The following is a 25,582-nucleotide window of genomic DNA, read 5'->3' as shown; positions in this document are numbered from 1 at the left end:
AGCCGGGCCGGCAGCAGACGTCTGCGCTGCTCCGCACGACCACAGGCAGCCACCACACGATCCACCAACCCGGGCCGATACACCCAGGTCAGCAACCCCAGCCCCGATAACTCGCCGATATCCGCAGACACCCGCACCACCCCCGGGAAGCACTACGCAGCAGCGTACGCCCGCAGGCTAAAACAACGGCATTGCGGCTAGGGCCTGTCTGACAGTTCCCGCCCGCTCAGCGGAATTGTCAGACAGGCCCGGGCTGCCGCATCTCCCAGAACAGCAGCTCCGCAGCCGTCACCCCCACCGCCTCCAGGTCCTTCGCGTCCGTGACGCGGGCCGAGTCGCCCGGCCCCAGGGGCTCCTGGTCCAGGTGTGCCTCGCCGCGCACCACGTGGACGTACACGTACGCCCCGTCCGGCACCGCCGTGCGCTCCCCCGGTGACAACCGGCGGACGTGGAGCATCGCGCCCGCCTCCGGGAGGGCGTACGGGGTGCAGTCGGCGATGCCGGGGACGATCTCGTAGAAGGGGTCGCCGCCGGGGTGTCGGGGGGCGAGCCACATCTGGAGGAAGGTCAGGGGCTCCGGGCCGTCGTTGCGTTCGACGTGGCGGACGCCGGAGGCGCTGCTCAGGCGTTGGACGTCTCCGGGGCGGACCACCGTCTCGTGGCCCGTCGAGTCGCGGTGGGTCAGTTCGCCCGAGACGACCCACGTGACGATCTCGGTGTGGCTGTGGGGGTGCTCGGTGAAGCCCGCGCCGGGGGCGAGGTGCTCCTCGTTGCAGGCGATCAGGGGGCCGAAGCGGAGGTTGTCGGGGTCGTAGTGCGGGCCGAAGGAGAAGGCGTGGCGGGTTTCGACGCCTGCCTGCGGGTCGCCGCCGGGGTAGCGCTCGTCCGCGCGCCGTACGTCCATCACGGGGTCCACCGTAGCCCCGGCGGAGTCCCTCCCCGGTGCGCACTGCTGACCCGGCGGCGCATGCCCCGCGCCGGATAAGGCAGTCTTGTCCCGTGCCCGAACCCGAAACCAGCGCCGCCGACGCCACCGTGCCCGACGTCCACCCGCATGCCGCGACCCTGAAACGGCTGGAGAGGTCCTCCGGATCGCTCGCCGCGCAGGCCATCGCGCGGATGGACGAGTCGCTGCCCTGGTACCGGGCGATGCCCCCGGAGAACCGTTCCTGGATCGGGCTCGTCGCCCAGGCCGGTATCGCCGCGTTCACCGAGTGGTTCCGGCACCCGGACGCCCCGCAGGCCATCTCCACCGATGTCTTCGGCACCGCGCCGCGCGAGCTGACCCGGGCCATCACGCTGCGGCAGACCGTGGAGATGGTGCGGACGACCATCGAGGTCATGGAGTCCGCCATCGACGAGGTCGCGGCTCCCGGGGACGAGAGTGTGCTGCGGGAGGCTCTCCTCGTCTACGCGCGTGAGATCGCCTTCGCCACCGCGCAGGTCTATGCGCAGGCCGCCGAGGCACGGGGTGCCTGGGACGCCCGGCTGGAGTCGCTCGTCGTGAACGCCGTGCTCAGCGGGGAGGCCGACGAAGGGGCCGTCAGCCGGGCCGCCGCGCTGGGGTGGAACTCGCCGGAGCATGTGTGCGTCGTCCTCGGGACCGCGCCCGACGGGGACAGCGAGCTGACCGTGGAGGCCATTCGACGGGCCGCGCGGCACGCCAAGCTCCAGGTGCTCACCGGGGTCCTCGGGGACCGGCTCGTCGTGATCGCGGGCGGCAGTGACAATCCGCTGGCGGTGGCGAAGTCGCTGATCGGGCCGTATGCGGCCGGACCGGTCGTCGCCGGGCCCGTCGTGCCCGATCTGCAGGCCGCGACCCGGTCCGCGCAGGCCGCCGCCGCGGGGCTGAAGGCGTGTTCCGCCTGGCAGGACGCGCCCCGGCCGGTGCTGGCGGACGATCTGCTGCCGGAGCGCGCCATAGCCGGGGATCCCAGCGCGCGCGAGCAGTTGGTGGAGGAGATCTACAGACCGCTGGAGGTCGCGGGCTCCGCGCTGCTGGAGACGCTGAGCGTCTACCTGGAGCAGGCGAGCAGCCTGGAGGGCGCCGCGCGGATGCTGTTCGTGCATCCCAACACCGTGCGCTACCGGCTTCGACGTGTGACTGACGTCACCGGCTGGTCACCCTCCGATGTGCGCTCGGCGTTCACTCTGCGCATCGCGCTGATCCTGGGGCGTCTCGTCGATCGAGACCTTCAGGCCTAGTGTTTTGTCGGGGGGCCACAAAACCCCCTGCTGTTCTTCGTCCCTGTCCCCACGGGCGGTCGTGGGGCTCCACAAGAGAGAGTGTGAGAGTGCTCGTACTCGTCGCTCCCGGCCAGGGCGCTCAGACGCCCGGCTTCCTGACCCCCTGGCTCGAACTGCCCGGCGCCGCCGACCGCGTGGCCGCCTGGTCGGACGCCATCGGCCTGGACCTCGCCCACTACGGCGGCCAGGCCGACGCCGACGCGATCCGTGACACCGCGGTGGCGCAGCCGCTGCTGGTCGCCGCCGGTCTGCTCTCCGGCATGGCACTCGGTGACATCTCGCCGGGCGCCGTGGCCGGGCACAGCGTCGGCGAGATCACCGCCGCCGCCTTCGCCGGGGTGCTCGACGACACCGCCGCCCTGAGCCTCGTACGAGGGCGCGGCCTGGCGATGGCCGAGGCCGCCGCCGTCACCGAGACCGGGATGTCGGCGCTGCTCGGCGGCGACCCCGCGACCAGCGTGGCGCACCTGGAGAAGCTCGGCCTGACCCCGGCGAACATGAACGGCGCCGGACAGATCGTCGCCGCGGGCACGCTGGAGCAGCTCGCGGCGCTGGCCGAGGACAAGCCGGAGGGCGTGCGCAAGGTCATCCCGTTGAAGGTCGCGGGCGCCTTCCACACCCACCACATGGGTCCCGCCGTGGAGAAGCTGGCCGGGGCCGCCAAGGAGCTGACGCCCGGCGACCCCAAGGTCACCTACGTCTCCAACAAGGACGGCGCCACGGTCGCCACCGGCGCCGAGGTGCTGGAGCGGCTGGTCGGGCAGGTCGCCAACCCGGTCCGCTGGGACCTGTGCATGGAGACGTTCAAGGAGCTGGGCGTCACCGCGATGATCGAGGTCTGCCCGGGCGGCACCCTCACCGGTCTGGCCAAGCGCGCCCTGCCCGGTGTCCGGACGCTCGCCCTGAAGACCCCCGCCGACCTCGACGCGGCCCGCCAGCTCGTCGCCGAGCACGTCTGACGCCCTAAGGAGCCGACCGGAAAATGGCGAAGATCAAGCCCAGCAAGGGCGCCCCGTACGCGCGCATCCTCGGCGTGGGCGGCTACCGGCCCACCCGGGTGGTGCCCAACGAGGTGATCCTGGAGAAGATCGACTCGTCCGACGAGTGGATCCGCTCGCGCTCCGGCATCGAGACCCGGCACTGGGCGAACGACGAGGAGACCGTCGCCGCGATGTCGGTGGAGGCCTCCGGCAAGGCGATCGCCGACGCCGGGATCGCCGCCGAGCAGATCGGCGCGGTGATCGTCTCCACGGTCAGCCACTTCAAGCAGACCCCGGCCGTGGCCACCGAGATCGCCGACAAGCTCGGCACGGCCAAGGCCGCCGCCTTCGACATCTCCGCGGGCTGCGCGGGCTTCGGCTACGGCCTGACCCTCGCCAAGGGCATGATCGTCGAGGGTTCCGCCGAGTACGTCCTGGTCATCGGCGTGGAGCGGCTGAGCGACCTGACCGACCTGGAGGACCGGGCGACGGCCTTCCTGTTCGGCGACGGCGCCGGTGCCGTGGTCGTCGGCCCGTCGCAGGAGCCCGCGATCGGCCCCACGGTGTGGGGTTCCGAGGGCGACAAGTCGGAGACCATCAAGCAGACCGTGCCGTGGACGGACTACCGCGACGGCCAGGTCGAGAAGTTCCCCGCGATCACCCAGGAGGGCCAGGCGGTCTTCCGCTGGGCCGTGTTCGAGATGGCGAAGGTCGCCCAGCAGGCGCTGGACGCGGCCGGGATCAGCCCGGACGAACTGGACGTCTTCATCCCGCACCAGGCCAACGAGCGGATCATCGACTCGATGGTGAAGACCCTCAAGCTGCCGGAGACCGTCACGGTCGCCCGTGATGTCCGCACCACCGGCAACACCTCGGCCGCCTCGATCCCGCTCGCGATGGAGCGGCTCCTGGCGACCGGGGAGGCGAAGAGCGGCGACACCGCGCTCGTCATCGGATTCGGGGCGGGTCTCGTCTACGCCGCGTCGGTCGTTACCCTCCCCTAGGCACTCCGTGCCGGATGATGCGTCCGGTGCGGGAACCGCAACACCCGCCGCTCACGCGGCGGGCGCCACACCCTCTGAATATCTACGAAGGAGCGCCAACATGGCCGCCACTCAGGAAGAGATCGTCGCCGGTCTCGCGGAGATCGTGAACGAGATCGCCGGCATCCCGGTTGAGGACGTCCAGCTGGACAAGTCCTTCACCGACGACCTGGACGTCGACTCGCTGTCCATGGTCGAGGTCGTCGTCGCCGCCGAGGAGCGCTTCGACGTCAAGATCCCGGACGACGACGTCAAGAACCTCAAGACGGTCGGCGACGCGACCGAATACATCCTCAAGCACCAGGGCTGATCCACCGATCAGGCCCCTGGGCTGACTGCCCCGCCACCCGGCGGTGGCGCCGTCATCCCCGCCTCGGCGGGGGTTGTCCTCCTCGAATCCGTTGGAGAAAGAATTCCCGTGAGCCCGACCAATCGCACCGTGGTCGTCACCGGTATCGGCGCAACCACACCGCTGGGTGGCGACGCAGCCTCGACCTGGGAAGGGCTGGTCGCCGGACGTTCCGGCGTCAAGCTCCTGGAGCAGGACTGGGCCGCCGAACAGGCCGTCCGCATCGCCGCTCCCATCGCCGTGGAGCCCTCCGAGGTCATCCCGCGGCCACAGGCCCGCCGACTGGACCGCTCGGCGCAGTTCGCGCTGATCGCCGCCCAGGAGGCATGGGCCGACGCCGGTTTCACCGCCAAGGCCGGTGAGGGGTCGGAGGTCGACCCGGACCGGCTCGGCGCCGTCATCGCCTCCGGCATCGGCGGTGTGACGACCCTCCTCGACCAGTACGACGTGCTCAAGGAGAAGGGCGTACGCCGCGTCTCCCCGCACACCGTCCCCATGCTGATGCCGAACAGCCCGTCCGCGAACGTGGGTCTGGCCGTGGGCGCCCGCGCGGGCGTGCACACGCCGGTCTCCGCCTGCGCGTCCGGCGCCGAGGCCATCGGCTACGCCATCGAGATGATCCGCACCGGCCGTGCCGACGTCGTCGTCGCCGGTGGTACGGAGGCGGCGATCCACCCGCTGCCCATCGCCGCGTTCGGCAACATGATGGCGATGTCCAAGAACAACGACGACCCGCAGGGCGCGTCGCGCCCCTACGACGTCGCCCGCGACGGCTTCGTCATGGGCGAGGGCGCCGGTGTGATCGTCCTGGAGTCCGCCGAGCACGCCGCCAAGCGCGGGGCGCGGGTGTACGCCGAGGCGGTCGGGCAGGGCATCTCCGCCGACAGCCACGACATCGTGCAGCCGGAGCCGGAGGGGCGGGGCATCACGCACGCCCTGCACAACCTGCTGGACCGCACCGACCTGGAGCCGTCGGAGATCGTGCACGTCAACGCGCACGCGACGTCGACGCCCGCCGGTGACATCGCCGAGCTGAAGGCACTGCGGAAGGTGTTCGGCGATGACGCCGACCACATGGCGGTGTCCGCGACCAAGTCCATGACGGGGCATCTGCTGGGTGGCGCGGGTGGGGTGGAGACCGTCGCTACGGTGCTCGCTCTGTACCACCGGGTGGCGCCGCCGACCATCAACGTCGAGAACCTCGACCCGGAGGCGGAGGCCAACGCGGACGTGGTGCGCGGTGAGGCGCGGAAGCTGCCCGTGGACGGGCGGATCGCCGCGCTGAACGACTCGTTCGGGTTCGGTGGGCACAACGTGGTGCTGGCGTTCCGTACGGTGTGACCGCGTCGCTTGAGCTGAAGATGGCCCGGGTCCCCTTGGGGGGCTCGGGCCATCGCCGTTGGGGGTCCTTGTCGTGTGCCGGGTGCGGGTGGTTCGTGGCTGGTCGCGCGGTTCCCCGCGCCCCTTGGGCGCGTCCACCGAGCCCTTGTGAAAAGGCCCCCCTTACACTGCCTGCCCCTCAGACCACCTGGTGCAGCCATCTCACCGGGGCGCCCTCGCCCGCGTAGCGGAAGGGTTCCAGTTCGTCGTCCCAGGGCTTGCCGAGGAGCTTGGCGATCTCGGCCTCCAGGTCGGTCTCGCCGCGCTGGGCGCGCACCAGGGCGGCGCGCAGGCGGTCCTCGGGGATGAGGATGTCGCCGTGGATGCCGGTGACGGCGTGGAAGATGCCGAGGTCGGGGGTGCAGCTGTAGCGCTCGCCCTCGGCGGTCGGGCAGGGCTCGGCGGTGACCTCGAAGCGCAGCAGGTGCCAGCCGCGCAGCGCGGAGGCCAGTTTGGAGGCGGTGCCCGCCTCGCCCTGCCAGGAGAACTCCGAGCGCCAGGTGCCGGGCGCGGCGGGCTGCCGGATCCAGTCGAGGTTGACGCGGGTGCCCAGCACCCCGGCGACGGCCCACTCGACGTGCGGGCACAGCGCGCGCGGAGCGGAGTGCACGTACAGAACTCCACGTGTCGTCACCGGGACCTCCGGGCAGAGCGTGACGTGTGCGGTCGGGTGGGCGGCGGTGGCAGCGGGGCCACACTGATGGCGAGGCTACCGTGCGGCGGCGCGAGGAGTGTGACGTACCGTCGGTCCCGGTGCTCACAACGCCGCCCTTTCACCCGGCAGGACGCCTGTGCGGGCGGCATGCGGTGGCGTTCGCCGTGCGGCCGGGAACTTGCGCGCGTTGTTATGGGTGGGGGCGAGCAGGGCGGAAGTGTGTCGACCGAGGGGATCTGCTGGGCATGCGGAGTGGGAGCCACCGCGCGGGGGGTGTGTTCGCGGCGTTGGTCGCGGGTGTGCTGGCGCTGACGGGATGTGACGCGGTCGGCGGTGACTCCCCCGGCCCCACGGCGGACGCGAGCGGTGCGCGGCCGTCGCCGAAGCCGACGCCGCTGTGGGACCGCAGCCCGGAGTCGATCGCGGCGGTGGGCGACTCCATCACCCGGGGCTTCGACGCGTGCCGGGTGCTGTCGGACTGTCCGGAGGTGTCCTGGGCGACCGGCGGCAGCGCGGAGGTGAACAGCCTGGCGGTGCGGCTGCTGGGGCGGGCCGGTGCGGCGGAGCGCAGCTGGAACTACGCGGTGACCGGGGCGCGGATGGCGGATCTGCCCGGCCAGATGGCCCGCGCGGCGGCCCGTGGGCCGGAGTTGGTGACGGTGATGACGGGCGCGAACGACGCGTGCCGGGCGTCGACGTCGCAGATGACCCCGGTGGCCGAGTTCCGTGCCGACTTCGAGGACGCCCTGCACACCCTGCGCGGTGCCGCGCCGAAGGCGCAGGTGTACGTGGCGAGCGTGCCGAACCTGCTGCGGCTGTGGTCGGAGGGCCGGACCAGCCCGTTGGGCAAGCAGGTGTGGAAGCTGGGCATCTGCCCGTCGATGCTGGACGACGCGGACGCGCTGGACACGGCGGCGAACCTCCGCCGGGAGACGGTGAGCAAGCGGGTGGAGGACTACAACACCGTGCTGGAGGAGGTCTGCGCCGAGGACCGCCGCTGCCGCTTCGACGGCGGCGCGGTGTACGACTACCGGTTCGGACCGGCGCAGTTGAGCCAGTGGGACTGGTTCCACCCCAGCAAGAACGGCCAGGCGCGGCTCGCGGAGATCGCGTACCGCACGGTGACGGCCCGGCAGTCGCCGTCGTAGCGGCCGTGACCTAGGGTTTCGCTCATGAATGAACTTTCCGGCACACGTTTCGGCACACTTTCCGACGGCACCGAGGTGCACTGTTGGACTCTGGAGCGCGCGGGCACACGGGTCCGCGTGCTGTCGTACGGCGGGATCGTGCAGTCCGTGGAGGTGCCGGACCGGACCGGACACACCGGGAACGTGGTGCTGGGGTTCGGGGAGCCGGGTGGCTACGAGGAGCACTCCGGGCCGTACTTCGGGGCGCTGATCGGGCGGTACGCGAACCGGATCGGCGGCGGCCGGTTCGACCTCGACGGGCGGACGTACTCGGTCGCCCGCAACGAGGGGCCGAGCAGTCTGCACGGCGGCGGGCGCGGCTTCGACAAGCGGATGTGGGACGTGGTCCCGGCCGGGGCGCACGCGGTGCGGCTGTCGCGGGTCAGTCCGGACGGGGAGGAAGGTTTCCCCGGGCGTCTCGAGGTGGCGGCGACCTACGCCCTCGACGCGTCCGGCGCGCTGCTGATCGACTACGAGGCGGTCACGGACGCGCCGACCGTCGTGGCCCTGACGAACCACTCCTACTGGAACCTGGGCGGCGTGGACGCCGGTGCGGAGAGCACCGCCGGGCACGAGCTGCGGATCGACGCCTCCCGGTACACGCCGGTGGACGCCGATCTGATCCCGACGGGCGTGGCGGAGGTGGCGGACACCCGCTTCGACTTCCGGGAGCGCCGCAAGACGGGATCCGGGTACGACCACAACTACGTGCTCGACAAGGGGGTCACGGAGACCGCCGTGGAGATCGCGGAGCTGTACGACGCGGCGTCCGGCCGGGTGCTGACGGTGGCGACCACCGAACCGGGCCTCCAGCTCTACACCGCCGACCAGCTGACCGGCCCGTTCGCCCCAGGCTCCGGCATCGCCCTGGAGACTCAGCACTTCCCCGACTCCCCCAACCACCCCGACTTCCCGAGCACGGTGCTGCGGCCGGGTCAGGTGTACCGGTCGCGGACCGTCTACGGGTTCGGGGTGCGCGACTGACGACGAAAGGGTCCAGCCCCGGCCCGGTGGTCAGGTCACCGGGCCGGGGCTGCGTCCGACGGTAACCGGCGTGGTGATCCCGTGGTCGGCTATCGGGCGCCCTCGGATGAATCTCGTACGAACCCTTCACAAACGGCCACACGGCCTTCGGAAGACGGTCTTCCGGTACGGCGGTGGCCTGCGATACTTCCGCCGTCCGGCACCACGCACGCTCCCCACGGCGACGGAAGGCCCGAACTCCCTTGAATTCCATACGTGTGCGCACCAGAGGACGGCTGCTCGGCACCCTCGGTCTGACCCTGCTGCTGACCGCCCTGTCGGCCCCGGCGACGGCGATGTCCGGTCCGGCGCTCGCGCCCACCGTCGAGGAGCAGCGCCTCGACGGCCCCGTCCCGCGGGAGATCCTGCGCCGCTCCGGGTTCGACACGGCGGCGGCAGAGCTGGCCGGGAGGCTGGACTCCGCCCGCTCCTACGCCCAGGCCCGGCGGATCGTCGTCCACGAGGGGTCGGCGCTGTGGCGGCGGGCCGTGGACCGGGCCCAGGGGCGGGGTCCGGCGGGCGGGGACCTCAGCCGGGACGACGACCGGCCGCTGTACTGGGCGCGGCTGGGCATGACGCGTGAACTGCGCGGCTGGGAGCCGTCGTTCGCGCTCTCCGAGGCGCGGCGGTCGGCGCTGCTCGACGCCCTGGAGCGCACCTCGCGCGGGCAGGCGGACATCCGGTACGGCGGCGGGGACGGGACGCGGCGGGTGCTGCTCACCGGCTTCGACCCGTTCACCCTGGACCGGGACATCCGTATCTCCAACCCGTCCGGCGCCACGGCGCTCGCGCTCGACGGCACGGTGGTCGAGACGGCGGACGGTCCGGCGCGGGTGGAGACGGCGGTGTTCCCGGTGCGCTGGCGGGACTTCACGGCGGGGACCGTGGAGCGGACATTGCGGCCGTACCTGCCGAAGGTGGATCTGTTCGCGACGGTCAGTCAGGGCCGGGTGGGCCGGTTCGACATCGAGCGCACCAACGGGGCCTGGCGGGGCGGGTTCCCGGACAACGAGGACATCGGCCTGACGGAGACGGTCCCGGTGACCGATCCGGCCTCCCAGCCGCAGTGGACGTCGACGACGCTGCCGTACGCGGCGATCGTGGCGGCGCGGACCGGCCGTTTCCCGGTCTACGACAACACCTCGGTCACCGAGGTACCGGCGGGCGGCGCGGAGCCCGTGGTGCGCCCCGAGGGGCCGACGCCGGGCTCGACCGCGCGGGCCGGGGGCGGCGGCAACTACCTCTCCAACGAGATCGCCTACCGGGCGACGCTGCTACGGGACCGGCTGGGCCTGCGCGCCACGCTGCCCGGCGGTCATGTGCACACGCCGGTGCTCCAGTTCGGCGCGGGGAACACCACCGAGGTCACCGACCCGGAGTTCGTGCGCAACCGGCTGGACATCATCGCGCAGGTGCGGTCGATCCTCGGGGTGGCCGTCAGCGGGTGATCTCCTCCTTGGCCGCCTGGTCCGCTTCGTCGTCCCGCGTCTCCTCGCCCAGCAGGTCGCGCGCCATGAGCGTGGCGCCCGCGACCGCGCCGGGCATCAGGAAGACGGCGACGAAGGGGACCAGGAAGGCCAGGCCGAGCGGGGTCCCGAAGCCCCAGGCCAGGGTCCTGCGGCCACGCAGGAGGGCGAGGCGCTCGCGGAGGTCGACGCGGCGGCGCTGGAGGGCCACGGCGGTCAGTTCCTCGGCGAGGAAGAAGCCGGTGACGAAGAAGCCGATCACGGGGACGACGGTCTGGCCGACAACCGGCAGGAAGCCGAGGCCGAACAGCAGCACGCCCCAGAGCACGGCCCGGAAGAGGATGCGCAGGCTGTCCCGGGCGGAGATCCACAGCTCCCGGTGGAGCGGCAGGCCGGACTCGGGTGCGGTGCCGTCCGGGGAGACGTCCCGGTCGACGCGCTCGGAGAGGCTCTCGTAGAACGGCTGCCCGATCAGCAGGGTGGCGGCCGTGAAGGTGAGGACGGAGAGCAGCAGGGCGAGCGCGAACAGCACGGCGGTGAGGAAGCCGCGGAACAGCCCCTCCCAGGGGCTGGACCAGTCGTCGGCGAACGGCGTCGCCCAGGCCACGAAGTCCCCGCCCCACAGGGCCAGGGAGACCAGTGCCGCCGCGTACAGGAGCAGGGTGATCAGGCCCGGCAGCAGTCCGAAGCCGTACTGCCTGCCGTGCCGGGCCACCCATCGCTGGCCTTTGAGGAGATAGCCGAAACCCACCCCGAGATCGCGCATGGCAGGACTCTATCCAGAGGGCCAGGGGCGGGCTGCTGTCGGGTCAGGAGTCCAGCATGCGCTGGAGCAGGTCGCGCAGGGCCAGTCGCTCCCGCTCCGACAGTCCGGCCAGGGGCTCGCGGGCGAAGCGCAGGGACTCGCGCAGGTCCTTGGCCACCCGGCGGCCCTCCGCCGTCGCCGCGGCCAGTTTGACGCGGCGGTCGACGGGGTCGGGGCGGCGCTCGACCAGGCCGCGGGATTCGAGGCGGTCCACGATGCCGGTGACGTTCGACGGCTCGCACTTGAGCTTGTTGGCGAGCTTGCGCATCGGCAGGGGTTCGAGGCTGAGCAGACCGAGGAGTTTGGCCTGGGCGCCGGTGAGGGCGTGGTCGGCGGCGGCCTGTTCGTACTCGTCGTGGTAGCGGGCGACGACTGAGCCGATGAGGTCGACCACCTCGAGGGTGAGCGCGTCGGGACGGCGCGTGGTGGGGGGTGTGGCCATGCTGTCCAGGGTACCCGCTTACTTGACACGCTGAAATATTACAGAGCATTGTTGTTTCAGGTACTGAAACAAACTGGTGCCGAAGTAACTGGAGAGGCCTTCCGATGACCGACACCCCCACACTCCCCGCCGTCAGCCGCGAGTGGCGGCTGCTCAGCCGCCCGGTCGGCTGGCCGAAGCCCGAGGACTTCGAGCTGGCCGAGGCCGAGATCCGGCAGCCCGGCCCCGGCGAGGTCCTGGTCCGGAACGCGTACCTCTCCGTCGACCCGTACATGCGCGGCCGGATGAGCGCCGCCAAGTCCTACGTCGCCCCGTACGAGCTGGGCAAGGCCATGCAGGGCGGCGCCGTCGGCGAGGTCGTCGCCTCCGGCGCCGAGGGCGTCGCGCCCGGCGACCACGTCCTGCACTTCGGCGGCTGGCGGGAGTACGCCACCGTCGAGGCCAAGCACGCCGTCAAGGTCGACCCCGGGACCGCGCCCCTGTCGGCGTACCTCGGCGTGCTCGGCATGACCGGCCTCACCGCCTACGCCGGGCTGCTGCGCACCGCCTCCTTCAAGGAGGGCGACGCGGTGTTCGTGTCGGGCGCCGCGGGCGCGGTCGGCAGCCAGGTCGGGCAGCTCGCCAGGCTGAAGGGCGCCTCGCGGGTGATCGGCTCCGCGGGCTCCGCCGACAAGGTGAAGCTGCTGGTCGAGGAGTACGGCTTCGACGCCGCGTTCAACTACAAGGACGGCCCGGTGAGCCAGCAGTTGCGCGCCGCCGCGCCGGACGGGGTGGACGTCTACTTCGACAACGTCGGCGGGGACCACCTGGAGGCGGCCATCGGCTCCCTCAACCGGGGCGGCCGGATCGCGGTCTGCGGAATGATCTCCGTCTACAACAACACCGAGCCCGCGCCGGGCCCGCGCAACCTCGCCCGGCTGATCCAGACCCGCGGCCGGATCGAGGGCTTCCTGGTCGGCGACCACTACGACCTCCAGCCGGAGTTCGTGGCCGAGGTGGGCCCCTGGGTGGCCTCGGGGGCGCTGAAGTACCGGGAGACGGTGGTGGAGGGCATCGAGAACAACCTGGAGGCGTTCCTCGGGGTCCTGCGGGGCGACAACACCGGGAAGATGATCGTCAAGCTCTGACCGGTTCCCTGGATTTCCGCAGTGCGGTAACTTCTTTCCGAAACCGTCTGGGATCGTGGGCGCGAGTCCCGGGCGGGCCGAGGAGGAAGACAACCGCATGCCCATCCAGCAGACCGACGTCCTCTACACCGCCGTCGCCACCGCGGAGAACGGCCGTGACGGCCGGGTCGCCACCGACGACGGCAGGCTCGACCTCGTGGTGAACCCGCCGAAGGAGATGGGCGGCAGCGGCGCCGGGACCAACCCGGAGCAGTTGTTCGCCGCCGGTTACAGCGCCTGCTTCCAGGGCGCCCTGGCCGTCGTCGCCCGCCAGCAGGACGCCGACGTCTCCGGCTCGACGGTCACCGCGAAGGTGGGGATAGGCAGGAACGGCGACGGCTTCGGGCTCGTCGTCGAGATCTCGGCGGACCTCCCGGGCGTGGACCCGGCGACGGCACGGGCGCTCGTGGAGAAGGCGCACACCGTCTGCCCCTACTCCAAGGCGACCCGGGGCGACATCACCGTGACGCTTGCCTGAGTGCGGGCGTTGCACACGGCGGAGGCCGCACCCTTGGACGTGGGGTGCGGCCTTCGCCATGTCCTCAGCCGACGACCGGGCCGCTACCCGACGCCGAACAGCGCCCGGCCCAACTGGGCGTACTGCCCCTTCGGATGCGCCCGGAACAGGGGCTCCGTGCCGAACAGGACGGCCCGTTCGCCACTGACCACGGACGCCTGGCCCGCGGCGGCGGCCGGACCGCCGGTGCCGTCGGGGCGCGGGCGCCAGTGGCCGGAGAGCAGAGGGTTCCCGGTCGCGTACGACTGCTCCACGCGCACCCCGTCGCCGAGCCCGGTGAACCACACGGGCGCGTACACGAACCCGGTGGTGACCCGGCCCTCCCGGGCGACCCGCACCACGCCGTTGGCGTCGCCGTTGCCCGCCACCGCCGTCACCGGCAGCAGCCCGGCGGCCGAGTTGAGCGCCGCGCCCGCCGTGCCCCGGCCGACGTAACCGCCGTCCGCGAGGAAGGCGTCCAGGGCCGTGCGGGCGGCCGGGGTGAGGGAGCCGTGGGTGAGGCCGGTGGAGACGAACAGGACGTCCGTGCCCGACCAGTCGAAGCCCGCGTTCAGCACCGCCGTGGAGACCGGCGTCACCTCGAAGCCCATCTCGCGCAGCGCGAACAGCTCGCCCGGGGTGACGGCCGCCGCGATGCGGAGGTGGCGCAGCGGGGTGCCGCCTCCGCGGTCGGTGGCCTCGAAGGCGACGTCGTAGGCGCGGGCCGCGGTGACGGCCTGGGCGCGTGCCGACGCCGGGACGAGCGCGCTGCCGTCGGTGGTCTGCCGTATCCGCACACCCTGCCGGAGCAGGGAGTTGAGGGCGGCGATCTCGCGCGGGTCGTCCAGCCGCAGCCGCAGGTCGCCGCGCGGGGCGACCTGGGCGACGGGCGTGGCGGCGGTGACCGGCCGCAGGAGGGCGGTGGGGAGCTGACCCGAGCGGACGGGGTCGACCGTGGCGCCCCAGAGCCTGCCCAGGCTCCAGCCCGAGATGTCGTACATCACCGAGACGTCGGCGCTGATGTCCCGTCCGTCGGCGAGCAACACGTTCGCCAGGCCGCGCTTGGGCTGGCGCATGTCGACGACGTAACTGCCCTTCGGGTACGTCCGGTCGCCGAGCCGGAGGGGGTGGGCGGCGCGGGTGACGCGGACGTCGTTGGCGAGCAGGTGGTCCACCAGGCGGGCGGCGGCGGGGGCCGAGCGCTGCCGGGTGCCCGCGGGGATGACGTGGGCGCGCGGGAACCTGGTCGTGTAGACGTCCTCGGGGCCGATGCCGGGGACGCCGGGGACGGTCTCCGGGGACACCGGGACCTGGGGCGCGCCCGCCGCGCCCCGGCGGAAGACCTCGATCTGGTCGGCGATGAGCCCGGTGCGGTGGGTGCGCACATGGTCGAGGGTGGCGTCCATGGCCGCCCCGGCCACCGCCACGTTGACCGCCGAGCGGCGGCGCAGTTCGGCCTCCGACAGGGTGTCGTAGGAGGCGTTGTTCACCCGCAGCGGGATCTCCACGGTGTGGGCGGCCACCGTGCCGTGGAAGGCGGCGTACTGCGGGGTGAAGATGGGCGGCCAGTCGTCCCAGCCCTCCTCCTGGTCCCGGAAGGGGATCTGCGCGGGCTCCACGCCGTCCTTCTCGGGCGTGTAGCCGAGGCCGTTGACGGCGGCCTCCATGCCGAGGGCGTTGGCGTAGGTGTTCTTCAGGAAGAGGTCGTACTCGTAGTTCTCGCCGTGCGGCGGGGTCGTCGGCTCGATCAGGGTGCCGTTGACATAGCCGTGCAGGTCGAGCATGACGGCCGGTTGCCGGTCCGTCATGATCTGGCGCATCGCGCGGGTCTCCGGCTGGGAGCCGGTGACGAAGTCGCGGTTGAGGTCGAAGCCGTTCGCGTTGGCGCGGGTTCCGGCGATGCGGCCGTCAGGGTTGGCGGTGATGTTGAAGTACAGGCGGCTGTGCGCGAGCAGGTCCTCGGTGCGGGCGTCGTTGGCGGTGGCGAGCCGCTCGATGAGCCGCAGGGCGGCGTCGGTGCCCTCCCACTCGTTGCCGTGGATGTTGCTGTTGAAGAAGACCGGTGCCTTGTAGGCCGACTTGAGGCCGGGGTCCTTGGCGGCGAGCGCGGGGGCGTTCCCGATGAGGTCGCGCATCCGGTCCTGGGCGCGGGTCTGCCGGGCGGTCTCCGGGGCGGTGACGGTGACGAGGTAGAGGCGGTGACCGCCCGCCGAGCGGCCCGCGACCTCGACGCTCACCCGGTCGCCGAGGCGTTGCAGTTCGTTCAGCTTCGGGGCGATGGCGTGGTACGGGGTGAGGCCGAGCTTCAGCGACTTGTCGGCCGGGTTCTCCGGGTCCGGGGGGAGGGTGCGGGTGCGGGGGTAGCCACGGCCGGTGTCCGGGGCCTGCGGCGCACGGGTGGCGAGCGCCTGCCGGGTGGCGTCCTCGGAGGCGGTGGCGGGGCGGCGGTCGAGGGCGGGGTGCGCGTCCTCGCGGGTGACGGGGGCGCCAGGGTCCGCGCTGGCGGGGGCGGTGGTCAGGAGGAGCGAACTCGCCGTGGTGACGACGAGGGCTGCCATCAGGACGGGTCTCGCAGGGGTGGTTCTCGTGGTGCGCACGCGTACCTCCTCCGGGCTTCCTGAGATCGGTACGGCGAGACCTACCCCGTTCGACTCACCCGCAACAGAGGTTCGACTCACCCGCAGCAGTGGGCAGTTGGCCGCGCTACCGCCCCCCGGTCACGTACACCACCACAGGAACCGGTCGCACGTCTTGGTGGGGTCCGGCGTGGGCTCCACCGTCGGTGTGCCGGGCGTCGGGGTCGGGTCCGGGTCGTCGGCGGGGGGCGGGTCGGAGGGGGCGGGGGGCGGGGGGTCGGCCTCGGAGGTCTGGGGGTCGCGGGTCGGGGAGTCCTCGGGCGTCTCCTCGTCGTCCTCTTCCTTCTCCTTCTCCTTGTCCTTGTCCTTGTCCTTCTCCTGGGAGGACTTGGAGGGGGACGCGTCCGGGGACGCGGACGCGGAGGCCGAGGCGGTGCCCGTGGGGGCCGTGCCGGTCGTCGGGGCCGTCGGCCCCGTCGTCGTCCCCTCCGCCGCGCCACCGTCCGGCGAGGGGCCCCCGGCAGCCGCGGGACGTGCGGCGGAGCCCGGAGCGTCCAGGCCCAGCTCGGCGAGGCTCAACCCCCCGACGGCCAGCAGGAAGCCGGTGGCGACGAGGAGGACGCGGCGGCGCCGTCTGCGGTGGGCGGCGGCCTTGCGGTCGCGTCGGCTCTCCCGGCCACCGTGAGGCGCCGCCTCGGCTCGCTCGTCGTCGCCGGTGTCGACGCCGGGAGCGTCCGCTTCGCCCTCGTAGTCCTCCGCCTCGGGCGGAAGCTGCTCGGCCGGGGTACCGCACCCCGGGCAGGCGAGGGCGCCATTCAGGTGCCGTCGGCACGGGTGGCAGTAGTCCATGACGCGGGAAGGTTAAATTCCGGGTCCGTAACTTTCCTAGTCGCACCTGTGAATGTTCTGTGCGGAACTGCCGCTTCCGGAGCCGGAGTTGAGCACAGGCCGGGGCATCCCACGTCTACGCGTCGAAACTGGATTTCCGACACTGCTTTCGAAAGTGTCGAAACCGTTACGCGTTCGACCCATTGACACCATCGCCGCCCCCTCCTTACTGTCACGCCAGCATTTCGAACGTGTGACGAAATTTCGAACAGACCCAGTCAGAGCCGACGTTCACGAGGGGCAGTAAACCGTGCGCATCACCGGAATCAGCACACACGTGGTCGGGACGCCGTGGCGCAACCTGACGTACGTACAGGTGCACACCGACGAGGGCCTCACCGGAGTCGGCGAGACCCGGATGCTCGGCCACACCGACGCCCTCCTCGGCTACCTGAAGGAGGCCGAGGCCAATCACATTCTCGGCTCCGACCCGTTCGCGGTGGAAGACCTCGTACGGCGGATGAAGTACGGCGACTACGGTCGCGCCGGGGAGATCGTGATGTCCGGTATCGCCGTCATCGAGATGGCCTGCTGGGACATCAAGGGCAAGGCGCTCGGCGTACCGGTGTGGCAGCTGCTCGGCGGCAAGGTGACCGACAAGGTCAAGGCGTACGCCAACGGCTGGTACACCACCGAGCGCACCCCGGAGGCGTACCACAAGGCCGCGCAGGGCGTCATGGAGCGCGGGTACCGGGCGCTGAAGATCGACCCCTTCGGCACCGGGCACTTCGAGCTGGACCACGAGCAGACCCTGTACGCGGTGTCGCTGATCGAGGCCGTACGGGACGCCATCGGGCCCGACGCCGAGCTGATGCTGGAGATGCACGGCCGCTTCTCCCCGGCGACGGCGGTGCGGCTGGCGCACGAGCTGGCCCCCTTCAAGCCCGCGTGGCTGGAGGAGCCCTGCCCGCCGGAGAACCTCAAGGCGCTGGAGAAGGTCGCCGCGAAGGTGGACATGCCGGTCGCCACCGGTGAGCGCATCCACGACCGGATCGAGTTCCGCGAGCTGTTCGAGAGCCAGGCCGTGGACATCATCCAGCCGGACGTCGGCCACATCGGCGGCATCTGGGAGACGCGGAAGCTGGCCGCGACCGCCGAGACCCACTACATGCTGGTCGCCCCGCACAACGTGGGCGGCCCGGTGCTCACCGCCGCCTCGCTCCAGGTCGGGTTCACCTCCCCCAACTTCAAGATCCTCGAGCACTTCAACGACTTCGCCGACGCGGACATCAAGAAGGTCGTCAAGGGCGCCCCGCAGGTGAACCCGGAGGACGGCTGCTTCCACCTCTCCGACGCGCCCGGCCTCGGCGTCGAGCTGGACACCGACGCCGCCGCCGAGTTCCCGCAGCAGCAGGCCCGCTTCGACCTGTGGGCCGAGGGGTGGGAGCAGCGCAAGCCGAAGGGGACCGGCGCGTGAGCGGGGCCGCCGCCGTCGTCGTCGAGGCGCCGGGCACGCACCGGGTCGTCGAGCACACGCCGCGCCCGCCGGAGGCCGGGGAGGCGCTGGTACGGGTGCACGCCGTGGGCATCTGCGGCAGCGACCGCGAGGTGTACCAGGGCAACCGGCCCGAGGGGTACGTCCGTTACCCGCTCACCCCCGGTCACGAGTGGTCCGGGACGGTGGAGGCCGTGGGCGCCGGGGTGCCCGGGAGCATCGTCGGCCGCAAGGTCGTCGGGGAGGGGTTCCGCAACTGCCAGGTGTGCGACCGCTGCCACGCCGGTGAGACCACCCTGTGCAGCCACGGGTACGAGGAGACCGGGTTCACCCAGCCGGGGGCGATGGCCACCACCCTGACGCTGCCCGCGCGGCTGCTGCACGTGCTGCCGGACGACGCGGACCTGACGGCGGCGGCCCTGCTGGAGCCCGCGGCGTGCATCGCGGCGGCGGCGCTGAAGGCCCGTGCGGTGCCGGGTGAGCGGGTGGCCGTGGTCGGCACCGGGACGCTGGGGATGTTCGCGGTGCAGTTCCTGCGCGCCGCCTCCCCGGCCGAGCTGCTGGTCGTCGGCACCCGGCCGGACCGGGAGGCGCTGTCGCGGCAGTTCGGGGCGACCGGGTTCCGCACCAAGGACCAGGAGCTGCCGGGCGACTTCGACGTGGTCATCGAGACCGCCGGGTCCGCCGACGCCGCCCGGACCGCCGCCGCCCTGCTGCGGCGCGGGGGGCGGCTGGTGCTGACCGGGATCCCGGCGCCGGGCGCGGACGGGCTGGACCCGACGGATCTCGTCGTACGGCAGCTGGAGGTGCACACCGTCTTCGGGGCGCCGCCGGACGCCTGGGCGCACGCCGTGCGGGTCTTCGGGGCCGGGCTGCTGGATCCGGTGCCGCTGGTGACGCACGAGCTGCCGCTCACCGAGTTCTCCGCGGCCATCGACCTGGTGGGCTCCGGTGACCCGAAGGTGGGCAAGGTGCTGCTCCGTCCTTAGCCGTGCGCCGGTGCGGGGGCACCTGTCCGTTCCCGCACCGGCGTACCACCAGCACCCGGACCACACGAGTGCACCCTGAGCCGCGAACTTCGTCCGAAATATCGAACACAAAGGACAACTTGTGACCGACGCTTCCGCCACGGCGGCCCGCAGGCCCGGTGAGCAGGCGCTCACCACCCTCGGTCTGGGCGCCCCGGCCCTCGACCCCGCCGACGCCTCGCCGCACTCCTTCCCCGGCGGCGGCCGCTGGCGCACCGAGATCCCCTCGTGCGAGGGTCCCGAGGCGCTGGCGGTGGTCCTGAAGGAGGCCTCGCGGCTCGACGTACCGATTCACCGGATCAGCCAGGGCAGCGGTGTGTGGATGCTCACCGACGCCGAGATCACCGAGATGGTCGAGGCGACCGCCGCCCGTGACATCGAGCTGTGCCTGTTCACCGGGCCGCGCGGCACCTGGGACATCGGCGCCTCCACCCGCACCGACTCGCGCGGCGCCGGACTGCGCGCCCGCGGCCACGACGCGGTCGCCGGATGCGTCGAGGACGCCGTGCGCGCCACCGAGCTGGGTGTGAAGTGCCTGCTCGTGGCCGACGAGGGCGTGCTGTGGACGCTGCACCGGGCGCGCACCGCCGGGATCATCCCGGCCGACACCACGCTGAAGGTGTCGGCGCTGATCGGCCCGGTCAACCCGGCCTCGTACCAGGTGTACGAGCAACTGGGCGCCGACTCGGTCAACGTGCCCAGCGATCTGACCCTGGACCACCTCACCGAGATACGCCGGGTCTCCGCCGCGCCCATGGACATGTACATCGAGGCCCCGGATGACCTGGGCGGCTATGTCCGGATGTACGAGGTCGCGGAGCTGATCCGGCGCGGCGCCCCGCTGTACCTGAAGTTCGGCCTGTCCAAGGCCCCCGGGATCTACCCGTACGGCACCCATGTGCGCGATCTGACGCTGGACACCGCCCGGGAGCGGGTGCGGCGCGGACGGCTCGCGCTCGACCTGCTCGCCCGGCACGGCGCGGACGGCGACATGGCTCCGCTGGGGTCCCGACTGCCCGGCGACCTGCGCCGCTTCGAAACGCCCTCATAACGTTCCTGCCAACGCCCCTTCACAAAAGTCGACGCGGGCGCACAGAATCCGACACACCTTCCGGGGCCACCACCACATCAAGGATGATGATCATGCGTACTCGCCGAGCCTCACTCGCCGCCATAGCCACCGCCGCCTCCCTCGCCCTGACCCTGACCGCCTGCGGGCAGAACAGCGAGGGCGGCAGCGAGGAGGACAAGGGCAGCTCCGAGGGTGCCACCATCGGCATCGCGATGCCGACCAAGTCGTCCGAGCGCTGGATCGCCGACGGCAACAACGTCGTGAAGGACCTGGAGTCCAAGGGCTACGAGACCAAGCTGGTCTACGGCGAGGACGAGCCCGACCAGCAGGTCTCGCAGATCGAGAACATGATCACGCAGGGCGTGGACGCCCTGATCGTGGCGGCCATCGACAACAAGTCGCTCAACAACGTCCTCCAGCAGGCCGCCGACGCGGACATCCCGGTGATCTCCTACGACCGGCTCATCCTCGGCACCGAGAACGTCGACTACTACGCCTCCTTCGACAACGAGAAGGTCGGCGAACTCCAGGGCACCTACATCGTCGAGCAGCTCGGCCTCGCCGACGGCAGCGAGAAGGGCCCCTTCAACATCGAGCTGTTCGCGGGCTCCAACGACGACAACAACACCCGCTACTTCTTCCAGGGCGCCATGAACGTCCTGCAGCCCTACATCGACAAGAAGCAGCTCGTCGTCAAGTCCGGCCAGACCGAGCTGACCCAGGTCACCACCCTGCGCTGGGACGGCGCCACCGCGCAGCGCCGCATGGACGACATCCTCACCAAGTCCTACAAGAGCGACCCGGTCGACGCGGTCCTCTCGCCGTACGACGGCATCTCGATCGGCATCCTGTCGGCGCTGAAGTCCGACGGCTACGGCACCGCGAACAAGCCGCTGCCGGTCGTCACCGGCCAGGACGCCGAGGTCGCCTCGGTGAAGTCGATCATCGCGGACGAGCAGTCCATGACCGTCTACAAGGACACCCGCGAGCTGGCCAAGGTCGCCTCCAACATGGTCGACGCGCTGCTCAACGACAAGAAGCCCGAGACCAACGACACCGAGACCTACGACAACGGCAGCAAGGTCGTCCCGGCCTACCTGCTGGAGCCGGTCGCCGTCGACAAGGAGAACTACCAGGAGACCGTGGTCGACTCCGGCTACATCAAGGAGAGCGACCTCAAGTAACCGGTCGCGAGTAACCGCCACCCCCTACTGATTGGAAGGCACGACCATGGCGGGACCCGTCCTGGAAATGCGCTCGATCGTCAAGACCTTTCCCGGCGTCAAGGCGCTGTCCGACGTCACCCTGACCGTCCGGCAGGGCGAGGTCCACGCCATCTGCGGGGAGAACGGCGCCGGCAAGTCGACCCTGATGAAGGTCCTCTCCGGCGTCCACCCGCACGGCAGCTACGAGGGGGAGATCCTCTTCGAGTCAGAGGTCTGCCACTTCCGGGACATCCGGGCGAGCGAGCGGCACGGCATCGTCATCATCCACCAGGAACTGGCACTGGTGCCGTATCTCTCCATCGCCGAGAACATCTTCCTCGGCAACGAACACGCCTCCCGCGGGTTCATCAACTGGAACGAGACCCTCAAGCACGCCACCGAACTGCTGCGCAGGGTCGGACTCGACGACCACCCGGAGACCCGGGTCGCCGACATCGGCGTGGGCAAGCAGCAGCTCGTGGAGATCGCCAAGGCGCTCTCGAAGAAGGTGAAGCTGCTCATCCTGGACGAGCCGACCGCGGCCCTGAACGACGAGGACAGCGGAAAGCTCCTGGACCTGATCCTGGAGCTGAAGAAGCAGGGCATCACCTCGATCATCATCAGCCACAAGCTCAACGAGATCCGCAAGGTCGCCGACTCGGTGACCATCCTGCGCGACGGCCAGACCATCGAGACGCTCGACGTGAAGTCCGCGGAGACCACCGAGGACCGGATCATCAGCGGCATGGTCGGCCGCGACCTGGAACACCGCTTCCCGGAGCGCACCCCGCACGAGCCCGAGGAGGGCGCGTCCCCGGCCCTGGAGATCCGGGGCTGGACCGTGCACCACCCCATCGACCAGCACCGCAAGGTCGTCGACGACGTCTCGCTGCACGTACGGCGCGGCGAGATCGTCGGCATCGCGGGCCTGATGGGCGCGGGCCGCACCGAACTGGCGATGAGCGTCTTCGGGCGCACCTACGGCCGGTACGCGGGCGGCACGGTCAGCAAGGACGGCACGGAGATCCGTACCAAGACCGTCGCCGAGGCGGTCGGGCACGGGATCGCCTACGTCACCGAGGACCGCAAGCACTTCGGCCTCAACCTCATCGACACCATCAACCGCAACATCTCGCTCAGTGCCCTGGGCAAGGTGGCCAAGCGGGGCGTGGTCGACGAGCACCAGGAGCGGCAGGTCGCCGAGGGCTTCCGCAAGTCCATGAACATCAAGGCACCGACCGTCTTCGAGCCGGTGGGCAAGCTGTCCGGCGGCAACCAGCAGAAGGTCGTCCTCAGCAAGTGGATCTTCGCGGGTCCCGATGTGCTGATCCTGGACGAGCCGACGCGCGGCATCGACGTCGGCGCCAAGTACGAGATCTACACGGTCATCGACCAACTGGCCGCCCAGGGCAAGGCGGTCGTCTTCATCTCCTCCGAGCTGCCGGAGCTGCTCGGTATGTGCGACCGCATCTACACGATGGCCGCCGGGCGGCTGACCGGTGAGTTCTCACGGGCCGAGGCCTCGCAGGAATCGCTGATGCGTCAGATGACTAAGGACAAAGAGGTAACCCGATGAGCACCGATGTGAGCGCCAAGACCCCGGCCCCCGCGCCGCCCGGCAGGGGCGGGGCGGCCACCGGCGGCGGACTGCTGCAACTGGTCCTGGACGGCATGCGCCGCAACATGCGGCAGTACGGCATGCTGATCGCCCTCGGCCTGATCGTGGCGCTGTTCGCGGTGTGGACCGACGGCGACCTGCTGCTGCCGCGCAACGTCTCCAACCTGGTCCTCCAGAACAGCTACATCCTGATCCTCGCGATCGGCATGATGCTCGTCATCATCGCGGGCCACATCGACCTGTCGGTGGGCTCACTGACGGCGTTCGTCGGCGCGGTGGCCGCCGTGTTCATGGTCAAGAACGACATGCCCTGGCCGATCGCCGTGGTGCTGTGCCTGGCCATCGGCGCGGTCGCGGGAGCCGTACAGGGCTTCTTCATCGCCTACGGCGGCATACCGTCGTTCATCGTGACCCTCGCGGGCATGCTGGTCTTCCGCGGTCTGACGGAGATCTTCCTGGAGGGCCAGACCCTCGGCCCGTTCCCCAAGGGCGAGCAGAAGATCGGCAACGGCTTCCTGCCGGAGGTCGGCCCGGAGACCAACTACCACAACCTGACCCTGCTGCTGGGCTTCATCCTGATCGCGGCCGTGGTCCTCCAGGAGATCCGGGACCGCAGGCGCCAGCAGGAGTTCTCCCTCGACGTCCTGCCGCGCAACCTGTTCCTGCTGAAGCTGGTCGCCATCACCGCGGCGATCCTCACGGTCACCATGCTGCTCGCCAGCTACAAGGGCACCCCGATCGTCCTGCTGGTGCTGGGCGTGCTGGTGGTCGGCTACAGCTACGTGATGCGCAACTCCATCTTCGGCCGCCACATCTACGCCATCGGCGGCAACCTCCCGGCGGCGAAGCTGTCCGGCGTCAAGGACAAGAAGGTCACCTTCTATGTCTTCCTGAACATGGGCATGCTCGCGGCCCTGGCGGGTCTGGTGGTCGCCGCCCGTCTGAACGCGGCGTCTCCGAAGGCGGGCCTGAACTACGAACTCGAGGCGATCGCCTCCGCGTTCATCGGCGGCGCGTCCATGAGCGGCGGTGTCGGCACCGTCCTCGGCGCGATCATCGGCGGCCTCGTCCTCGGCGTGCTGAACAACGGCATGAACCTGCTCGGCGTCGGCACCGACTGGCAACAGGTCATCAAGGGCATGGCCCTGCTGGCCGCGGTCGGCTTCGACGTGTGGAACAAGCGCAAGGTCGGTTCGTAACACTCCTCGGGCCCCGCCGACCGGCGGGGCCCCACCTTTATGGGATTCATGGGAGCCGCTACATGGAACTGAGCAGACGCACGGTCATCGCAGGAGCGGCAGCCGCCGGGATCACGGCGGGGCTGACGGGCGGCACCGCGCACGCCACGGCGGGCGGGCGCCCGGTGAAGTCACTCTTCGGCAAGCTCGCCGACGGCACGAAGGTGTACCGCTGGTCGCTGGAGAACGGCGGCACACGGCTGAAGGTCCTCTCCTACGGCGGGATCGTGCAGTCCCTGGAGATCCCGGACCGGCGCGGCCGTCACGCCAACGTCTCCCTGGGCTTCGACAACCTGGACGACTACGTCGCCTCCAGCCCCTACTTCGGCGCCCTCATCGGCCGCTACGGCAACCGCATCGGCCAGGGCCGCTTCACCCTGGACGGCACCGCCTACCAGCTCTCCGTCAACGACGGCGAGCAGAGCCTGCACGGCGGCGCCCAGGGCTTCGACAAGCACGTCTGGGATGTCGAGCCGTTCACCGACGGCTCGGACGTCGGCCTGCACCTGTACTACACCAGCGTCGACGGCGAGATGGGCTACCCCGGCACGCTGCGCACCAAGGTGACGTACACCCTCACCCGGCACGGGGACTGGCGCATCGACTACGAGGCCACGACGGACAAGCCGACCGTCGTCAACCTCACCAGCCACGTCTACTTCAACCTGGCGGGCGAGTCCAGCGGCACGATCTACGACCACGAGCTGTCGATCGACGCCTCCCGCTACACCCCGGTCGACGCGGGCCTGATCCCCACCGGTGAACTGGCGAGGGTCGCGGGCACCCCCTTCGACTTCCGCCGCGCCAAGGCGGTCGGCCGGGACATCCGGGTGGCCCACCCGCAACTCCTGTACGGCAAGGGCCTGGACCACAACTGGGCCCTGGACAAGGGCATCACCCGCCGCCCGGAGTCCGTCGCGACCCTGCGGGACCCGTCCTCCGGCCGCACGATGCGGATCGCGACCACGGAACCGGGCCTGCAGTTCTACTCCGGCAACTTCCTCGACGGCAGTCTCGTCGGCACCGGCGGCACGGTCTACCGGCAGGGTGACGGGCTGTGCCTGGAGACGCAGCACTTCCCGGACTCGCCGAACAAGCCGCACTTCCCGTCGACGGTACTGCGGCCGGGGCAGACGTACCGGACGACGACGGTGCACTCGTTCAGCGCGTGACGCGCACCGGCTGAGGACACAATTCCTTCACGTCGGTTGAACGGTGTCACTCACGCCTCCGTATCCATGGGTGGCCCGTGCTCCCCCGCACGGGCCACCCACAGACGGAGG

24 protein-coding genes are annotated in these 25,582 nt (G+C 71.0%); 17 read left to right on the top strand and 7 right to left on the bottom strand.

What is annotated here, in order from left to right:
• Both ACFVQG_RS15005 and ACFVQG_RS15000 read right to left on the bottom strand, forming a co-directional pair.
• On the bottom strand, positions 1-131 hold a 131-nt coding region (locus ACFVQG_RS15005), incomplete at its 3' end, for a transposase domain-containing protein (protein WP_383381756.1).
• A gap of 107 nt (positions 132-238) precedes the next feature.
• Positions 239-904, bottom strand: a complete 666-nt coding sequence (locus ACFVQG_RS15000; RefSeq protein WP_383381753.1) for a pirin family protein — start codon at positions 902-904, stop codon at positions 239-241.
• Between the two features lie 95 nt (positions 905-999).
• Between ACFVQG_RS15000 and ACFVQG_RS14995 the strand changes: the two genes are divergently transcribed.
• From ACFVQG_RS14995 to fabF, 5 genes are all read left to right on the top strand, one after another.
• Positions 1,000-2,205 (top strand): PucR family transcriptional regulator, encoded by a 1,206-nt coding sequence (locus tag ACFVQG_RS14995; protein WP_383381665.1) that lies wholly within the window; start codon positions 1,000-1,002, stop codon positions 2,203-2,205.
• Between the two features lie 89 nt (positions 2,206-2,294).
• Entirely contained in the window at positions 2,295-3,206 is a 912-nt protein-coding gene (locus ACFVQG_RS14990) for an ACP S-malonyltransferase (RefSeq protein ID WP_383381662.1), read from the top strand.
• Positions 3,207-3,229: 23 nt separating this feature from the next.
• Entirely contained in the window at positions 3,230-4,231 is a 1,002-nt protein-coding gene (locus tag ACFVQG_RS14985) for a ketoacyl-ACP synthase III (RefSeq protein ID WP_383381660.1), read from the top strand.
• 100 nt (positions 4,232-4,331) lie between these two features.
• Positions 4,332-4,580, top strand: a complete 249-nt coding sequence (locus ACFVQG_RS14980; RefSeq protein WP_190188172.1) for an acyl carrier protein — start codon at positions 4,332-4,334, stop codon at positions 4,578-4,580.
• Between the two features lie 108 nt (positions 4,581-4,688).
• Complete coding sequence (gene fabF, locus ACFVQG_RS14975; RefSeq protein WP_383381656.1) at positions 4,689-5,960, top strand: beta-ketoacyl-ACP synthase II; 1,272 nt, start codon at positions 4,689-4,691, stop codon at positions 5,958-5,960.
• A gap of 178 nt (positions 5,961-6,138) precedes the next feature.
• Here the strand turns inward: fabF and ACFVQG_RS14970 are convergent, their stop codons facing one another.
• Positions 6,139-6,633 carry a DUF3145 domain-containing protein gene (locus ACFVQG_RS14970; RefSeq protein WP_383381653.1) on the bottom strand — a complete coding sequence of 165 codons (495 nt, stop codon included), beginning with the start codon at positions 6,631-6,633 and terminating at the stop codon, positions 6,139-6,141.
• Between the two features lie 266 nt (positions 6,634-6,899).
• Here ACFVQG_RS14970 and ACFVQG_RS14965 point away from each other — a divergent pair, with 266 nt between their 5' ends.
• The 3 genes from ACFVQG_RS14965 to ACFVQG_RS14955 all read left to right on the top strand — a co-directional run bounded on the left by ACFVQG_RS14965 (position 6,900) and on the right by ACFVQG_RS14955 (position 10,312).
• Positions 6,900-7,802 carry an SGNH/GDSL hydrolase family protein gene (locus ACFVQG_RS14965; RefSeq protein ID WP_383381650.1) on the top strand — a complete coding sequence of 301 codons (903 nt, stop codon included), beginning with the start codon at positions 6,900-6,902 and terminating at the stop codon, positions 7,800-7,802.
• A gap of 24 nt (positions 7,803-7,826) precedes the next feature.
• Complete coding sequence (locus ACFVQG_RS14960; RefSeq protein ID WP_383381647.1) at positions 7,827-8,825, top strand: aldose epimerase family protein; 999 nt, start codon at positions 7,827-7,829, stop codon at positions 8,823-8,825.
• A 242-nt stretch (positions 8,826-9,067) separates the two neighbouring features.
• Complete coding sequence (locus tag ACFVQG_RS14955) at positions 9,068-10,312, top strand: pyroglutamyl peptidase (RefSeq protein ID WP_383381644.1); 1,245 nt, start codon at positions 9,068-9,070, stop codon at positions 10,310-10,312.
• On the opposite strand, the gene ACFVQG_RS14950 is transcribed toward ACFVQG_RS14955, so the two are convergent.
• Together ACFVQG_RS14950 and ACFVQG_RS14945 are read right to left on the bottom strand one after the other, a co-directional pair.
• A complete protein-coding gene (locus ACFVQG_RS14950; protein ID WP_383381641.1) occupies positions 10,302-11,096 on the bottom strand; it encodes an EI24 domain-containing protein in 795 nt (264 codons plus the stop codon). The genes ACFVQG_RS14955 and ACFVQG_RS14950 overlap by 11 nt on opposite strands.
• A gap of 43 nt (positions 11,097-11,139) precedes the next feature.
• Entirely contained in the window at positions 11,140-11,577 is a 438-nt protein-coding gene (locus ACFVQG_RS14945) for a MarR family winged helix-turn-helix transcriptional regulator (protein WP_383381638.1), read from the bottom strand.
• Positions 11,578-11,681: 104 nt separating this feature from the next.
• Between ACFVQG_RS14945 and ACFVQG_RS14940 the strand changes: the two genes are divergently transcribed.
• Together ACFVQG_RS14940 and ACFVQG_RS14935 are read left to right on the top strand one after the other, a co-directional pair.
• The gene (locus tag ACFVQG_RS14940) at positions 11,682-12,704 is read left to right on the top strand and encodes an NADP-dependent oxidoreductase (RefSeq protein WP_383381635.1); all 1,023 of its coding nucleotides are present in this window, start codon (positions 11,682-11,684) and stop codon (positions 12,702-12,704) included.
• A gap of 97 nt (positions 12,705-12,801) precedes the next feature.
• Positions 12,802-13,221 carry an organic hydroperoxide resistance protein gene (locus ACFVQG_RS14935; protein WP_383381632.1) on the top strand — a complete coding sequence of 140 codons (420 nt, stop codon included), beginning with the start codon at positions 12,802-12,804 and terminating at the stop codon, positions 13,219-13,221.
• An 83-nt stretch (positions 13,222-13,304) separates the two neighbouring features.
• On the opposite strand, the gene ACFVQG_RS14930 is transcribed toward ACFVQG_RS14935, so the two are convergent.
• Both ACFVQG_RS14930 and ACFVQG_RS14925 read right to left on the bottom strand, forming a co-directional pair.
• Complete coding sequence (locus ACFVQG_RS14930; protein ID WP_383381629.1) at positions 13,305-15,836, bottom strand: M14 family zinc carboxypeptidase; 2,532 nt, start codon at positions 15,834-15,836, stop codon at positions 13,305-13,307.
• A 120-nt stretch (positions 15,837-15,956) separates the two neighbouring features.
• The gene (locus tag ACFVQG_RS14925) at positions 15,957-16,664 is read right to left on the bottom strand and encodes a hypothetical protein (RefSeq protein WP_383381626.1); all 708 of its coding nucleotides are present in this window, start codon (positions 16,662-16,664) and stop codon (positions 15,957-15,959) included.
• A gap of 289 nt (positions 16,665-16,953) precedes the next feature.
• On the opposite strand from ACFVQG_RS14925, the gene ACFVQG_RS14920 reads away from it, so the two are divergent.
• The 7 genes from ACFVQG_RS14920 (at position 16,954) to ACFVQG_RS14890 (ending at position 25,471) form a co-directional block, all read left to right on the top strand.
• On the top strand, positions 16,954-18,120 hold the full coding sequence (locus tag ACFVQG_RS14920) for a mandelate racemase/muconate lactonizing enzyme family protein (protein ID WP_383381623.1): 1,167 nt from the start codon (positions 16,954-16,956) through the stop codon (positions 18,118-18,120).
• Positions 18,117-19,127: a zinc-binding dehydrogenase gene (locus tag ACFVQG_RS14915; protein WP_383381620.1), complete on the top strand. Its 1,011-nt coding sequence runs from the start codon at positions 18,117-18,119 to the stop codon at positions 19,125-19,127. Before ACFVQG_RS14920 ends, ACFVQG_RS14915 begins: the two co-directional genes overlap by 4 nt.
• Positions 19,128-19,248: 121 nt before the next feature.
• On the top strand, positions 19,249-20,217 hold the full coding sequence (locus ACFVQG_RS14910) for a hypothetical protein (RefSeq protein ID WP_383381618.1): 969 nt from the start codon (positions 19,249-19,251) through the stop codon (positions 20,215-20,217).
• A 92-nt stretch (positions 20,218-20,309) separates the two neighbouring features.
• Complete coding sequence (gene chvE, locus ACFVQG_RS14905) at positions 20,310-21,422, top strand: multiple monosaccharide ABC transporter substrate-binding protein (RefSeq protein ID WP_383381615.1); 1,113 nt, start codon at positions 20,310-20,312, stop codon at positions 21,420-21,422.
• A 46-nt stretch (positions 21,423-21,468) separates the two neighbouring features.
• Positions 21,469-23,019 carry a multiple monosaccharide ABC transporter ATP-binding protein gene (gene mmsA / locus ACFVQG_RS14900; protein ID WP_383381613.1) on the top strand — a complete coding sequence of 517 codons (1,551 nt, stop codon included), beginning with the start codon at positions 21,469-21,471 and terminating at the stop codon, positions 23,017-23,019.
• The gene (gene mmsB, locus ACFVQG_RS14895; RefSeq protein WP_383381610.1) at positions 23,016-24,260 is read left to right on the top strand and encodes a multiple monosaccharide ABC transporter permease; all 1,245 of its coding nucleotides are present in this window, start codon (positions 23,016-23,018) and stop codon (positions 24,258-24,260) included. The genes mmsA and mmsB overlap by 4 nt, the downstream gene beginning before the upstream one ends.
• A 62-nt stretch (positions 24,261-24,322) precedes the next feature.
• The gene (locus ACFVQG_RS14890) at positions 24,323-25,471 is read left to right on the top strand and encodes an aldose epimerase family protein (protein ID WP_383381607.1); all 1,149 of its coding nucleotides are present in this window, start codon (positions 24,323-24,325) and stop codon (positions 25,469-25,471) included.
• Positions 25,472-25,582: the final 111 nt, after the last annotated feature.

The organism is Streptomyces sp. NPDC057877 (genome assembly GCF_042796855.1).
Classification (GTDB): Bacteria; Actinomycetota; Actinomycetes; order Streptomycetales; family Streptomycetaceae; genus Streptomyces.
Note: the sequence above shows the minus strand (reverse complement) of the source record. Positions and strands in the feature narration are given on the sequence as shown.

Coding starts and splice junctions, on each gene's coding strand:
- ACFVQG_RS14945 (WP_383381638.1), bottom strand. CDS start 11,577: ATGGCCACACCCCCCACCACGCGCCGTCCCGACGCGCTCACCCTCGAG.
- ACFVQG_RS14925 (WP_383381626.1), bottom strand. CDS start 16,664: ATGGACTACTGCCACCCGTGCCGACGGCACCTGAATGGCGCCCTCGCC.
- ACFVQG_RS14960 (WP_383381647.1), top strand. CDS start 7,827: ATGAATGAACTTTCCGGCACACGTTTCGGCACACTTTCCGACGGCACC.
- ACFVQG_RS14950 (WP_383381641.1), bottom strand. CDS start 11,096: ATGCGCGATCTCGGGGTGGGTTTCGGCTATCTCCTCAAAGGCCAGCGA.
- chvE (WP_383381615.1), top strand. CDS start 20,310: ATGCGTACTCGCCGAGCCTCACTCGCCGCCATAGCCACCGCCGCCTCC.
- ACFVQG_RS15000 (WP_383381753.1), bottom strand. CDS start 904: ATGGACGTACGGCGCGCGGACGAGCGCTACCCCGGCGGCGACCCGCAG.
- mmsA (WP_383381613.1), top strand. CDS start 21,469: ATGGCGGGACCCGTCCTGGAAATGCGCTCGATCGTCAAGACCTTTCCC.
- ACFVQG_RS14965 (WP_383381650.1), top strand. CDS start 6,900: ATGCGGAGTGGGAGCCACCGCGCGGGGGGTGTGTTCGCGGCGTTGGTC.
- ACFVQG_RS14935 (WP_383381632.1), top strand. CDS start 12,802: ATGCCCATCCAGCAGACCGACGTCCTCTACACCGCCGTCGCCACCGCG.
- ACFVQG_RS14980 (WP_190188172.1), top strand. CDS start 4,332: ATGGCCGCCACTCAGGAAGAGATCGTCGCCGGTCTCGCGGAGATCGTG.
- ACFVQG_RS14940 (WP_383381635.1), top strand. CDS start 11,682: ATGACCGACACCCCCACACTCCCCGCCGTCAGCCGCGAGTGGCGGCTG.
- ACFVQG_RS14890 (WP_383381607.1), top strand. CDS start 24,323: ATGGAACTGAGCAGACGCACGGTCATCGCAGGAGCGGCAGCCGCCGGG.
- mmsB (WP_383381610.1), top strand. CDS start 23,016: ATGAGCACCGATGTGAGCGCCAAGACCCCGGCCCCCGCGCCGCCCGGC.
- ACFVQG_RS14985 (WP_383381660.1), top strand. CDS start 3,230: ATGGCGAAGATCAAGCCCAGCAAGGGCGCCCCGTACGCGCGCATCCTC.